Origin of the sequence: Streptacidiphilus alkalitolerans (assembly GCF_042511045.1) — a bacterium.
Classification (GTDB): Bacteria; Actinomycetota; Actinomycetes; order Streptomycetales; family Streptomycetaceae; genus Streptacidiphilus; species Streptacidiphilus alkalitolerans.
Map to the genome: position 1 here is coordinate 470,666 of NZ_JBHEZX010000001.1, position 12,878 is coordinate 483,543.

Genomic DNA, 12,878 nt, shown 5'->3' on the forward strand with positions numbered 1-12,878 from the left:
TGCTGGTCACAGCCGTCGGCAGAAGGAACGGACGGCCGCGAACAGCCTAGGGCACCCTGGTCGGAGCGAACGTTTCCGCAGGCAGTGCGCAGCCCGTCGCACTGGGCCGACCGGGGGCCACATCGCGTGGTGAAGCCGGGGGTGCGTGCACAGCGGCCTGGCTCACCCGTATCGTGGGCGCTCGCGCGTACGGAATACCGCGCCGGACGGTCAAATCCTGAGGCGCTCCGCACGACCCGACGCCGCAGCGCCCCCTGCCACGAATCGGATTTCACTATGACCGCACTCGACATCCAGACACTCGCCGACACGACACCGGCCAGCACCGGTGACGCATCCTCGGACGCCCGCCAGAATCTGATCGACTACGCCTCCCTCGGCGGCTTCACCCTCACCGCCGAGACCCACGCCTGGTACGCGGCCGTCGACACCGTCGACAGCCCCGAGGAGGCCCGCGCCGCCTCCACCGTCCTCGCCGAGCTGCGCGGACGCGACCTCCCGGCGACCCGCGAGGCCGCGAACCGCCTCGCCGAGGACACCACCCTGGGCGAGCTCGACACCGTCGTCGCGGTGGGCAAGGCGCTCGCGCTGACGCTGCGGGTCCGCTCCACCCTCCAGGTGCTGGTGCCCGCGGCGTACGAGTCCGAGCAGCTCGGCGCCTTCGCCGCGGCGACCGCGAGCGGCAAGTGGCGCAAGGCGCAGGACGCGAAGCTGACCCTGGGACAGCGCCTCAACCTGGGCCGGGCCGCACGCGGCCTCGCCCTCGCCAAGCGCCCGCGCCGCAGCGCGCTGCACGCGGCGCTGGTCGCGGCGGCCTCGGAGCGCACCGACTGGGCGGCGCTGTCGCCCACCGGCAGCCGCCCGGTCCTGCCCGCCGACCTGGAGTTCCTCGACGCCGCGGTCCAGGCCGTGGACGACGCCTGCGCGGCGCTGGCCGAGCTGGGCCGGCTCCGGGTCGACAGCAACCCGGCCGCGCTGTCGCTGGACGAGCTGACCGGACTGGTCGACCGGCTCGCCTCCGACGAGGGCACCCTGCACCGCCTCCCCGCGCTGCACGCGCTGCGCGCGGCACTGGAGGAGCAGGGCTACGGCGAGCTGGTCGCGGAGCTGACCGCGGCACGGGCGGACGCCGATGCCGTGGCGGAGGCGGTCGCGCGCGAGTTCGGGGCGGTCGACTCCGTCAAGGCGGAGGCGGAGGCGGAGTCCGCGGGCGCGGGCGCCGGCGACGTGGACGTCGACGTCGCGGAGGAGGCCGAAGCCGAGGCTGCTGCGATTGTGGCCGCGACTGCGGCTCCCGTCCCGGTGGAGGCGCCCGCGCAGGGGTTCGTCCCCGCTCCGCGCGAGGAGGAGGTGACCATCACCGAGGTCACCACCCCCAGCGAAACCGAGGTCGTCGCCGAGGCCGCGGTCGTCGCCGAGGCGGAGGCTGTTGCTGAGGCCGTGGTCGAGGCCGAGGTAGTCGCTGAGGCAGAGGCCGTGGTCGAAGCTGAGGCTGAGGCCGTGGCCGAGGCGGTCACCCTCGCCGAGGCTGAGGTCGTCACCGCCGCTGAGGCGACCGCGCCTGTCGAGGCCGTCGCCGCCGAAGCTGCTGTGGTTGAGGTCGCGCCGGCCGCCCCTGTCACGCCCGTCGTGGCCAAGCCGAAGGCGAAGGCATCCAAGGCCGCCGCCGCCAAGGCCAAGGCCACCCCCGCCGCCCAGGCCACCCCGACTGCCACCGCCACCCCCGCATCCCCCGAGCCCGCCGCAGGCGAGCCCGTGGGCGAGGGCCGGCGTCCGCGCAAGCCGGCGTTCACGCCGGGCCGCCCGGTCACCGCGTACTCCGCCGAGGAGCTGGTCTCGGTCGTCGACTGGATCGACAGCGACGGCGTGAAGCGCAGCGACGACGAGCTGCTGCGCGCGGCGATGAAGGAGCTGGGCTTCGCCCGGCTGGGCCCGCGCATCAAGGACGCGCTCGGCACCGCCATCGCCTCGGTCCGCAGCTGATCACCCCTGCCCTGACCAGCTGAAAGTCGACACGGCCCGGCCACCGGAGGTTCCCCCGGTGGCCGGGCCGTTCGCATCCGCGAAGGGATATTCGCTGGCGGTTCGCGCCGCCGCCGACCAGGCTCGAGCCATGTCGCGAACCTTTGACGAACTCGTCGCCGAGGCCGAGGCCGTCTCCGTGGACGGTTGGGACTTCTCCTGGTTGGACGGGCGGGCCACCGAGCAGCGCCCGTCCTGGGGCTACCAGCGGGCCATGGGCGCACGGGTCGCCCGGGCGTCCGCCGTGCTGGACCTGGAGACCGGCGGCGGCGAGGTGCTGGCGGGGTCGACGCCGACGCTGGCCCCGGTCACCGTGGCCACCGAGTCCTGGCCGCCCAATATCGCCAAGGCCACCCGGCTGCTGCACCCGCGCGGCGCCGTGGTGGTCGCCACCGGCGACACGCCGCCGCTGCCCTTCGCCGACGAGGCGTTCGACCTGGTGGTGAGCCGGCATCCGGTGACCACCTGGTGGAGCGAGATCGCCCGGGTGCTGCGGCCCGGCGGCGTCTACTTCTCGCAGCAGGTCGGCCCGGCGAGTGTGTTCGAGGTGGTCGAGTACTTCCTCGGGCCGCAGCCCGAGGCGTCCAGGAACGGCCGCCACCCGGACGCCGCCCGCCGCGCGGCCGAGGCCGCCGGCCTGGAGGTGCTGGATCTGCGCGCGGAGTCGCTGCGGACCGAGTTCTTCGACATCGGCGCGGTGGTCTACTTCCTGCGCAAGGTGATCTGGATGGTGCCGGGGTTCACCGTCGCCCAGTACCGGGACCGACTGGAGGAACTCCACAAGCAGATCCTCGCCGAGGGCCCCTTCGTCGCTCACACCACCCGCTTCCTGATCGAGGCCCGCAAGCCCATCGATCCACCCCACCAGGCGATATGACGACTGGTCAGATCTCCCCCAGTCTGAGCACCGCCCCGAGCCGGCGCCAGCGGGAGACCAGGGTCTCCAGCACTGCTGCGCCGAGGACCAGCAGGGCCAGGCCCAGGCCCAGGGCCGCTGTCAGGCGGTAGTCGGTGTGCAGGGCCGGTTGGGCCGGGCCGCCGGTGAACTGGCGCAGGTTCAGGGCGGGGCCCAGCAGTCTGGGCTCGGCCACGCCGAGCAGTACCCCGCCGACCGCCGCCGCGCAGGCGAACGGCAGCAGCTGCAGCAGTTGCAGCGCCGCGGCCTGCCTCGAACCGAGGCCCAGGGTCCGCAGGTAGGAGCTGGTACGGCCGCGCTCGCGCGCGGTCAGCACCAGCTCCAGGGCCACCGCGAGCAGTCCGAATCCGACCGTCAGCACGGTGCTCAGGGCGTAGATCCGGCGCAGCTCGCTGACCAGGCCGTCGTTCCTCGCTGCCGCCAGGACGTCGGCGCGCAGCCGGACCTCGGCGAGGGCGCCCAGGGCGGTGCTTCCCGCCGAGCGGAGCGCGGCGGAGCCGTGGCCGTAGAGCAGGACCGCGCTGCCGCCCGCGGCCTGCGGGGCCAGGAAGCGTTCTGCCGCGATGTCGGCGACCAGCAGCGGGGTTCCGGGCGGGAGGGTGCTGGTGAGCGGGCCGAGGGCCGGGTCCTGGAGCGGGGCGGTGCCGAGCGGTGCCGTCGGACGCAGCCGTACCCGGTGGGTCCGGTCGGTGTTGGTGAAGGCAGCCGCGGTGAGGTCGCCGCTGGGCTCCCTGGCGAGCAGGGCGGCACCGGCCAGGACCGGGATCTCGACCGATCCGTCCTGGCGCTTCAGTGGAGCACTGCTCGCTTTGGAGAGCAGTGCTCTCGCCAGTGGTGAGCCGGGCTCCGCGACCGCCAGCCGGGCCGCATCGACCGTGATCAGCACCGCGCCGGACAGCGTCGTCCCGTCCCGGTCGGCGGTCAGGGTGAGCGAGCGCGACTGCTCGCCGACCGCCCGTACCGGGGAGGACGCGGGCAGCGCCGTCGGCACCGGGTTACCCCCGCTCGTCACCACGGCGTCGCCGCCGGTGCTCCAGGCGGCCCCCGTGGTCACCCCGTCGGCGACGGTCCGCGCGACCATCCCGCCGAACACCGCCGTCCCCAGCGTCAGCACCAGCACGAACATGGCCAGCCCGGTCGCCGTCGCGTCTCGTCCGGCCCGGGCGAGGCCGACGAAGGCCAGCACCCCGCGTCCCCGGCGGGCCCGGGCCGCGAGCAGCCGCAGCAGCAGCGGGTAGACCCGCAGCAGAAGCAGCACCCCGACCACCGCCACCAGTACCGGGACGGCGCTCATCGACAGGTCCACGCCCTGGGTCGGCGCGGCGCCGCGCTGCCGCAGCGACACCACCCCGGCCACGGCCAGCAGCAGCGCGGTGCCCTCCAGTACCTCCCGACGCCCGAAACTGGCCCCGGCCCCGAACCCGGCTCCGCGTCCACCCCGGCCCCGGCGCGGCCGACGCCGCCGCGGAGCGGGTTCGCGTACCGCCCCCCAGGTCAGCAGCGGCAGCAGCAGCCAGGCCGCGGCGGCCGAGCCGAAGGCCCAGAGCGGCTGCGGCGACCCGGAGGTGCCGGTCTCGCCCAGGCGCTCGCCGACCACCCACCCGGCGGCGGCTGCCAGCGCCACCAGCGGTGTCGCCACCACCGACCGCAGCAGGACCAGGCCGGCCGCCGAGGCCCCCCGCGCCCGCTGCAAGCGCAGCTGCGCCTCGCGGCGCCGCAGCAGCAGCCGGACCGCCACGAACACCGTGGCCAGCAGCACACTGCCGACCGAGGCCAGCGCGAACGACTGCACCGCGTCCGCCTGCCGCCGCTCCAGGCCGAACGAGTCCAGCACCGGTGAGAGCCCGTCGGTCCAGGTGAAGGCGAGCACCGGCCAGTCGCCGGCGAAGCAACTCGGCTCGGCCGCAGTGCCGACGTCGATATCGCCGTCGGCGATCTGGCACTGTCCGCGACGCAGCGCATTGCCGTAGCCGGCCAGCGCGTGCGGCAGTTGCGCCGCCTGCGCCACGGCGGCCCGGTCCGGGGTCACCCGGAGCTGCCAGCTGAGCGTCGGCAGCGGAACCCCGTCGTCGGCCAGGTGCAGCGGACCGTCCGCGCCGATCAGCGCGTGGAAGGAGACCTGGTCCTGGCCGCTGGTCTGCAGCGGGTACCGCTGCGGCCGGTCCAGGGCGGCGTGGTCGTTCCAGAAGCTGTCGCCGGTCAGCCTCGGGAGGTAGATGCCGGACAGCACCATCCGGGTCGTGGCCACACCGTCGTCGGAGGCGTAGAACACGCTGACCGGCTGCCCCACCCGCAGGCCGAGGAGCCGCGCGGTGGCCTGGGAGACGGCGAACGGCGTCGGCGCCCGGGACCGGGTGGCCGCCGCCGGATAGGCGCCGGCGACCATCCGGACATGTGACGGACCGTCACTGACATAGGAGAACGCGCCCACGCTGCTGGCGATCTGCGGATCGGGGGCGGCCGGTCCGTCCGTCAACTGGCCGAAGACATAGTCGACTTCGGACCTGCTGTAGTGCAGCGACCTGGCCAGCGCGGGGGCCGCGTCGGCGGCCAGCCGGGGGCCGGCCACCGCCAGGCCCGTGGTCAGCAGTTGCGAGGGGTCGTTCGTCCCGAACGCCGGCGGGACCACCGCCGCGCCGAGGGTGATCAGCGGCGCGGCCTGCTGCGCGGTGGCGATCCGCTGCCGCAGCGCGGTGTCCTGGCGCGCGGCGACCAGGGTCGGCACCAGCGCGCTCAGCCCGGTCAGCACCGCCACCAGCAGCGCCAGGCAGACCAGCAGCGGGACGTCGCCCCGTGCCTCCCGCACCGCCAGGCCGAACCACGGCCTCGTCCGCCGGGTGCCACCGCCCGGCCGTGAAGCACGGCCCGGTCCCGTACCACCGCCCTGCTGACGGGGCGTCGGCTCCGGCCCGCTCATGTCCCCTCCCCCGCTCGCAGCACCCGTACCAGGTCCACCCGCGCCAGCAACCGCGCCAGGGACATCACCACCACGCAGATCGCCCCCGCCGTCAGCAGCGCCGTCAGGGCCACCCGCGGGAACGGCACCGTCAGCACCAGGGACGGGAACGGCGCGGCCCCCGTGTCGTCCACCGTCACCAGCGGCAGCACCAGCGCCGCCAGTCCGGTGCCCAGCAACGCCCCCGGCACCAGGGCGAACAGGGCCACGCTCAACTGCTCCGCCCACAGCAGCGTGGACAGTCCGCCCCGGCGCACCCCCATCGCCCGCAGCAGGGCGAACTCCCGCCGCCGCTCCCGGGTGGTCACCACCGCGTGGACGGTGAAGCCGATCACCGCGAAGCCGGGTGCCAGCAGTCGGCACAGCGCCAGCACCGCCCGCATCCCGGCCCGGAACGGGTCGTCCAGCAGGTGCGCCCGCACCTGGCCCACCGTCTGCGCCGTCCCCAGCGACGGATCGCGCGCCACCGCCGCCGCGGTCGCCTCCGGCTCACTGCTGCTCAGCCACCAGCTGACCGGAGCGGTCTGCGGCTCCCCGATCCCCGCCTCGGCGGCGGCCAACGCCCGCTGGTCCACCAGATAGTGACCCTGGGTCAGATCGGTTCCGGGGACCGCGTCGATGGTGCCGACGATGTGCAGCATCAGCGCATGGCCGTCGCCGAGGTCCAGCGCGACCTCGTCCCCCACCTGCTGCTGCCCCTCCGCCATGGCCGCGGTGTCGCCCAGTGCCGGGACGATCAAGGGGGGTCCCACCAGGACCGGCGTGATCAGCGCGGCGGTGCCGCCCTGGGTCAGCCGGTCGTGCGGCGCGGTGCCGATCTCTGCGGAGAGCAGGTCGGTGCCGCCGCGGTGCAGGGCGCAGACCGCCGGGCCCTGCACGGTGAAGGAGCCGCCGGACCCGTCGTCGGCGGTGCAGTCCGCCTCGACCGCGTAGGCGGCCTGGAGCGTGCGGTCCGCCCAGATCAGCCCGGTCGGCAGCGTGCTGTACCAGGTCGGGGCGGCGGAGGCCGCGGGCCCCACCGCGCCGATCCGATGGATGGTCAGGGTCAGCCGGGCCCGCTGCTGCTCCGGGGGGACCAGGACCGAGATGCCGGTCAGCTTCAGCGGATAACTGCGCGTCCCGCCACCGCCGGGGACGATCAGCGGCACCTCCACCAGGTGCCGGGCCCCGTCCGCCGGCGGGAGCTGGACGGTGACCGTGGAGTCGATCCCGGCGGGGTCCTCCAGGGTCAGGGCCAGCTGGGGCGGCGCGGGGTTGCCGCTGCTGGACAGGGTCTCGTCCAGGCGCAGCGCGCTTGGGCGTCCGGTGAACACCAGGCCGTCCGGCGGGGTCCTGCTGCCCAGCGCGGCCAGCCGGTCCTGGAAGCCGGGGCCGGCCAGGTCGGAGCGCAGCAGCGGGACCGGCGGCGGGGCCGTGCCGTTGCCGAGCGGCCGGGTGTCGATACCGACGATCTGGTCGAGTTGGCTGTCGGCGTTGTTGGCGGAGGTGTCGCTGACGGGGGTGACCGCGGTGACCCCGGGCAGCGCGGCCAAGGCGCTGCGCAGCGCCTCCGGCGGGGCGCTCAGGGCGTCCTGCTGGCTCACCCGCACATCTGCGCCTACCGTGAACCGGGCCTGGTCGGTGGCGAGTTCGTTCAACCCGGCGAGCGCCGTGGTGGCCAGCGCGCCGACCGCGACGGCCAGGCACATCAGCGTCACCGGGCCCGCGTTGCGGGCCGACCGCCGTCCCAACTGCCAGGCGGCCAGCGGCAGCACCAGCCCACGGCGGGACCGTCCGAACCGGTCGAGCAGGAACGAGGCCGGGGGCAGCAGTCGGAGCAGCAGCAGGGCCGCCGCCAGGGTCGCCACCGCGGGTGCCAGCACCAGCACCGGGTCCACGTCGGCCACGCCGTCCGTCCCCGAGCTGCTCACCGTGGTGCGGTAGTGGGCCAGTTGGAGGTAGCCGAGGACGGCGACCACGGCCAGGGCCAGATCGGCGCCGATCCGCTGCGCTGCCGCGCCGCGCGTTCCGCGCAACCGCAGCCTGGACACCGCGTCACCCCCGGTGACCGCGAGCAGCACCGGCAGCAGGGTCGCCCCGGCGTGGATCAGCACGGTCAGCGCCACGGCCGCCCAGGCGGCGGTGACCAGGGCGTCCGCGGGCGGTTGGGCGACCACCAGGCCGGTGGTGTGCAGCCCGTGCAGCAACGGCCCGGCCAGGAACGGCGCCACCAGCGCGGCCGGCAGCGCGACCACCGCCCACTCCCCCGCCGCCGCTGCCAGCAGCCGCCCGGTCCCGGCTCCCCTGGTCTGCCGCAGCACCAGCTCGTCCCGCCGGTGCGCCGTGAGTTGACGTGCCGTCAGAATGAGTGCCACCAGCGCGAGTACGGCCAGCAGTGCGGACGGGAGGTAGAGCGCGGAGCGGGCCACCACCATCGGCACGGCCAGCTCGTCCACCGCGTCCGCCAGCGAGGAGGCCGCCACCAGGCGGTCCAGCGGGGGCTGCTGCCCGTGGAACACGGAGCTGCCGGTGTCGCTGGCCGAGAAGTCGCCCACCCGTCGGCTCAGGCCCGGCAGTTGGTCGGCCCGCAGCCGGGCCAGATCCGGCAGGGCGCTCCAGGAGACCTGGACCTCCGCCCGGAAGGAGGCCTGGCCGAGCAGCGCGGCCGGGGAGACCACCAGGAGGCTTCCGGCCCTGGTGTCGCCGTCCGTGGCCGCGCCCACCGCGCCGGGCCAGAAGCCGGGCGCCCCGGTGGCGGCGTAGACGCCGGTGACCCGCACGGTGACGGCCCGGCCCAGGGAGTCCGCCAGCCTCAGCTGCGAGCCGGGGCCGGCCCGCAGCCGTCCGGCCAGGGCCTGCGGGATCGCGGCATCCACCGCGACCTCTGCGGCTGCTTCGGTCGTGGGCGCGGATGCGGTCGCGGCTGCCGTGAACCGCGCGTCGGGCGGGTCGGCGGCGCCGTCCGGCCAGGTGCCGGAGACCAGCCGGGCGTGGGCGGCGGCGCCCTGCAGCGCCGCCGGATGCAGCTGGAGCTGGGCGGCGGCCGTGCCGGGGCCCGCGTCCTTGGAGACCAGGGGGTCCAGGCCGTAGAGGGCCAGGTAGGTCTGCTCCGGCAGCTTGCCGAACACCGCGGCGAGGCTGCCGCGCACCGCCCGGTCGGCGGCCGGGAGGCCGGCCGCGCCGTAGGTGGCGCTGACCCCGACCTCGGCCCTGGGGTCCGCGAGCAGCCGGGCCGCGGCGCCGGCGTCCACGGAGCTGGTGGTCAGCGCGGCGAGCGCGGCCAGCACGGTACTCGCCAGCAGCACGGTGACCGCGGTCGCGGCCAGCACCAGACCGTGGTGCACTGAGCCGCGGACAGCGGGCGGCAGCGCCCTGCGGGCCGTTCCGCCGGTCGGTCTCCGCGCCACGCGACTCCCCCTGTGCCGTTGTCAGAACCGATGCCGGAACCGATGCACAGTCTGCGCCAGCGAGAGAAAAACAGGGAGAGCTTTGCAAATACCGATTAAATCTCAGCAATCAATCGACAGGGCGAAGATGGGACGCACCGGGGCACGGGGAGTCGATAATCCCAAAAGGGGCAGAGGTACCCAGTAGCCACCGCACGACCGCACCACCACGACCGCACCGCAAGGAGAAATGGCCATGAGCGACGAGACCATGGGTGACGACGTCTACCAGCCCGATCCCGGCGAGGACACGGTCGACGACTCCGGGGTCCTCGACCCGGAGGACACCCTGCTCGACCGCGGCGTGGACGAGGCCCTGGACGAGGGCTACTCGCCCCCGGAGCGGCCGCTCGGCGTGGAGCACTACGGCATCACCGCGGACGAGCAGCACCGCGGCGAGAGCCTGGACCAGCGCCTGGCCGAGGAGGTCCCGGACGACTCCTTCGACGCGGACGAGGACGACGACGGCCTCGGCGACACCTCGGACACCGACGGCGAGCTGCGCGACGGCGAGGTCGGCGGCCACCGCTCCGGCCGCCTGGTCGCCCCCGGCGAGGGCGCCCACGACGAGCACGACGGGATGATCGGCTCGGACGTGGGCATCGACGGCTCCGCCGCCTCCGCGGAGGAAGCCGCCATGCACCTCGTCGACGACCCGGAGAGCTAGGCCGGGGCTGGTCAGCCCTCGCTGTGCAGGTGCGAGCCCGGTCCGTACCAGAGCGTGGTGACGTTGCAGAACTCACGGATGCCGTGGCCGGACAGCTCGCGGCCGAAGCCGGAGCGCTTGACGCCGCCGAAGGGCAGCGCCGGGTGCGAGGCGGTCATGCCGTTGAAGAAGACGCCGCCGGCCTCCAGGTCCCGCTCCAGCACCAGCTGCTCGGCCCGGTCGGTGGTCCAGGCGCTGGAGCTGAGGCCGAACGGGGTGCCATTGGCCAGCTGCACCGCCTCGGCCAGGCTCGCGACCCGGTAGAGCGTGGCGACCGGGCCGAAGCACTCCTCGCGGTGGATCCGCATCTCCGGGGTGATCCCGGTGAGCACCGTCGGCTCGTAGTACCACCCGGCGTCGAGCCCGGCCGGGCGCTGTCCGCCGCACTGGGCCTTGGCCCCGCGCCGCAGCGCGTCGTCGACCAGTTCCTCCAGGTCGGCCCGTCCGCTCTCGGTGGACAGCGGGCCCACGTCGGTGCCCTGCCGCAGCGGGTCGCCGACCCGCAGCGCGGCCATCCCCTCCACGAACGCCGCCGCGAAGGCCTCGTAGACCTGCTCGTGCACGATGAAGCGCTTGGCCGCGATGCAGGACTGGCCGTTGTTCTGCACCCTGGCGGTGACCGCGACCTTGGCCGCCCTGGCCACGTCCGCCGAGGGCAGCACCAGGAAGGGATCGCTGCCGCCCAGCTCCAGCACGCTCTTCTTGACCTCGTCGGCGGCGATCGCGGCCACCGAGCGTCCGGCCGCCTCGCTGCCGGTGAGGGTCACCGCGACCACCCGGGGGTCGCGGATCACGGCCTCGATCGCGTCCGAGGCCACCAGCAGCGTCTGGAAGCAGCCCTGCGGGTATCCGGCGCGGGCGAACAGCCGTTCCAGCAGCAGCGCCGTGCGCGGGACGTTGGACGCGTGCTTGAGCAGCGCGGTATTGCCCGCCATCAGCGCGGGCGCGGCGAAGCGGACCACCTGCCAGAGCGGGAAGTTCCACGGCATCACGGCCAGTACCGGGCCGAGCGGGCGGTAGCGGGCCACGGCGGCCTCCGCCCCGGCGTCGGCGGTGTCGGCGGTGTCGATCCGCTCGTCGGCGAGCAGCGCCGCCCCGCGCTCGGCGAACCAGCGCATGGTCTTGACGCACTTGTCGACCTCGGCGGCGGCCTGACCGACCGGCTTGCCCATCTCCAGGGTCATGGTCCGCGCCGTGTCGTCGCGCTCGGCCTCCAGCAGGTCGGCGGCGGCGCGGAGCAGCGCCGCGCGCTCGGCGAAACCGGTGGTCCGGTAGGCGGCGAAGGCGGTCGCGGCACGGGCCACGCGGGTCTCGACGCCGTCCGCGTCCAGCGGTTCAAAGGTTTCGAGGGTCTCCCCCGTGGCGGGGTTGACGCTGGCGATGGGCATAGCGGCGCGCTCCTCTCAGGGCTCAGACACGATCCATTCGTCCGGATTCGTGCATCTGATCCCTGCCCCGCGCGTGAGCCCTGATACCAGAAGGAGGGCTCAGAAGTGGGTCTGCACGCCGAAGGCCGCGCGCAGCCGTGCCATGTCCTGGCGGTCCCGCTCGGTCGGCTCGTAGCCCTGGTGGAAGTAGACCTGCTGCTCGGCCGACAGGCAGGGCACGGCCGTGCCGGCGATCGTCCCGGTGACGAAGCAGCGCGCCGGGTAGTGGAACGGCTTGCCCGGCTCCAGCGAGGACTGCTCCGCGGAGCCGTCCGGGGCGAAGACCAGCGGGTGCAGGTCGATCTCGCGGCCGTCGGCACGGGTGAGCACAAAACGCACCGGGCGCCAGTCGAGCGTCTCGGTGAACCCGGCCGCCGCGAGGGCCGCGAGCACGCTCGGCTCCTGCTCCCGGCGGTGCATCAGGTCGAGGTCGCGGTGCGGACGGGTCTGCCGCCCCAGCAGGGCGTCGATGCCCCAGCCCCCGCCGACCCAGACCTCCGTCCCGGCCTCCCGCAGCAGGGCCAGGACGGACAGCACCCCTTCCTCGGTCATCAGTCCTTCGTCGGTCATCGCGGGAGTCCTCGCAGGAAGTCCGCCAGTGCCGCGGTGACCTGCTCCGGCCGCTCCAGCGGGGGCAGGTGGCCGGTCGCCGGGAGGTCGATCCGGCGGGCGCCGGCGATGCCCCCGGCCAGGATTCCGGCGATCTCCTGGATCGCCGGCAGGTCGGCCAGCCCGTTGACCACCAGGGTCGACGCCCCGATCTCGGCCAGCCGTCCCAGGGCCGGCCGCTGCGGCTCGCGCTCGGTGAAGGCCGGGCCGTTCCACTCCCGGGCGAACACCCCGCGGCACATGGTCCGGGCCCGCTCCAGGACGCCGGGGTCCAGTTCGGCCGGATCCCGGTCCGGGCCGACCACCATCAGCCGGACATTGGCTTCGGCGACCGCCGCCACGTCGGCCGGATCCACCCGCTCGGCCGTACGGTCGGCATAGGCCCGCAGCCGCTCGGCCGGGACCGCCGCCCGGACGCCTCGCCGCATCAGCTCCACCGTCTCCGGGGACCAGGTGTAGCCGGACAGCCCGGAGCAGACCAGGGCCAGCGCACGCACCCGGTCGGGCGCGACCAGCGCGGCGTCCAGGGCGTGCGCGCCGCCGTAGGAGCAGCCGACCAGCGCCGCCCGGTCCACGGCGAGCGCGTCCATCAGCGCCAGCAGGTCCTCGTGCCGGGCGACCTCGCCGCGGGCGTCGGCGGACCCGCCGTAGCCGCGCCAGTCGTAGCGGATCACCCGGTGGTCCGCGGACAGGGCCCGGAACTGGTGGTCCCACATCCGCCGGTCGGCCAGCCCGGCGTGCACCAGCAGCACGGCGGGACCGCTGCCCGCCTCGTCGTAGCCGAACTCCGCGTCCCCGACCAGGACCGTCGCCATGG

At 74.8% G+C, this 12,878-nt stretch carries 8 protein-coding genes; 3 read left to right on the forward strand and 5 right to left on the reverse strand.

The annotated features are described in order from the left end of the window. Positions 1-276 precede the first annotated feature (276 nt). Both ACEZDG_RS02135 and ACEZDG_RS02140 read left to right on the forward strand, forming a co-directional pair. Positions 277-1,983: a hypothetical protein gene (locus tag ACEZDG_RS02135; RefSeq protein ID WP_380501570.1), complete on the forward strand. Its 1,707-nt coding sequence runs from the start codon at positions 277-279 to the stop codon at positions 1,981-1,983. Between the two features lie 130 nt (positions 1,984-2,113). Beyond that, complete coding sequence (locus tag ACEZDG_RS02140; protein ID WP_380501572.1) at positions 2,114-2,899, forward strand: class I SAM-dependent methyltransferase; 786 nt, start codon at positions 2,114-2,116, stop codon at positions 2,897-2,899. A gap of 7 nt (positions 2,900-2,906) precedes the next feature. Here ACEZDG_RS02140 and ACEZDG_RS02145 read toward each other — a convergent pair whose 3' ends face one another. Further along, a complete protein-coding gene (locus ACEZDG_RS02145) occupies positions 2,907-5,855 on the reverse strand; it encodes a hypothetical protein (RefSeq protein WP_380501574.1) in 2,949 nt (982 codons plus the stop codon). After that, the gene (locus ACEZDG_RS02150; RefSeq protein WP_380501576.1) at positions 5,852-9,280 is read right to left on the reverse strand and encodes an ABC transporter permease; all 3,429 of its coding nucleotides are present in this window, start codon (positions 9,278-9,280) and stop codon (positions 5,852-5,854) included. The genes ACEZDG_RS02145 and ACEZDG_RS02150 overlap by 4 nt, the downstream gene beginning before the upstream one ends. Positions 9,281-9,515: 235 nt before the next feature. Between ACEZDG_RS02150 and ACEZDG_RS02155 the strand changes: the two genes are divergently transcribed. Continuing rightward, the gene (locus ACEZDG_RS02155; RefSeq protein ID WP_380501578.1) at positions 9,516-9,986 is read left to right on the forward strand and encodes a DUF5709 domain-containing protein; all 471 of its coding nucleotides are present in this window, start codon (positions 9,516-9,518) and stop codon (positions 9,984-9,986) included. A gap of 11 nt (positions 9,987-9,997) precedes the next feature. On the opposite strand, the gene ACEZDG_RS02160 is transcribed toward ACEZDG_RS02155, so the two are convergent. From ACEZDG_RS02160 to ACEZDG_RS02170, 3 genes are all read right to left on the reverse strand, one after another. Further along, the gene (locus tag ACEZDG_RS02160; RefSeq protein WP_380501580.1) at positions 9,998-11,413 is read right to left on the reverse strand and encodes an NADP-dependent succinic semialdehyde dehydrogenase; all 1,416 of its coding nucleotides are present in this window, start codon (positions 11,411-11,413) and stop codon (positions 9,998-10,000) included. Between the two features lie 99 nt (positions 11,414-11,512). Continuing rightward, a complete protein-coding gene (locus tag ACEZDG_RS02165; protein WP_380502222.1) occupies positions 11,513-12,004 on the reverse strand; it encodes a nucleotidyltransferase domain-containing protein in 492 nt (163 codons plus the stop codon). A 14-nt stretch (positions 12,005-12,018) separates the two neighbouring features. After that, positions 12,019-12,876: an alpha/beta fold hydrolase gene (locus ACEZDG_RS02170; RefSeq protein WP_380501582.1), complete on the reverse strand. Its 858-nt coding sequence runs from the start codon at positions 12,874-12,876 to the stop codon at positions 12,019-12,021. Positions 12,877-12,878 lie beyond the last annotated feature (2 nt).

Coding starts and splice junctions, on each gene's coding strand:
- ACEZDG_RS02135 (WP_380501570.1), top strand. CDS start 277: ATGACCGCACTCGACATCCAGACACTCGCCGACACGACACCGGCCAGC.
- ACEZDG_RS02140 (WP_380501572.1), top strand. CDS start 2,114: ATGTCGCGAACCTTTGACGAACTCGTCGCCGAGGCCGAGGCCGTCTCC.
- ACEZDG_RS02145 (WP_380501574.1), bottom strand. CDS start 5,855: ATGAGCGGGCCGGAGCCGACGCCCCGTCAGCAGGGCGGTGGTACGGGA.
- ACEZDG_RS02155 (WP_380501578.1), top strand. CDS start 9,516: ATGAGCGACGAGACCATGGGTGACGACGTCTACCAGCCCGATCCCGGC.
- ACEZDG_RS02160 (WP_380501580.1), bottom strand. CDS start 11,413: ATGCCCATCGCCAGCGTCAACCCCGCCACGGGGGAGACCCTCGAAACC.
- ACEZDG_RS02165 (WP_380502222.1), bottom strand. CDS start 12,004: ATGACCGAGGAAGGGGTGCTGTCCGTCCTGGCCCTGCTGCGGGAGGCC.
- ACEZDG_RS02170 (WP_380501582.1), bottom strand. CDS start 12,876: ATGGCGACGGTCCTGGTCGGGGACGCGGAGTTCGGCTACGACGAGGCG.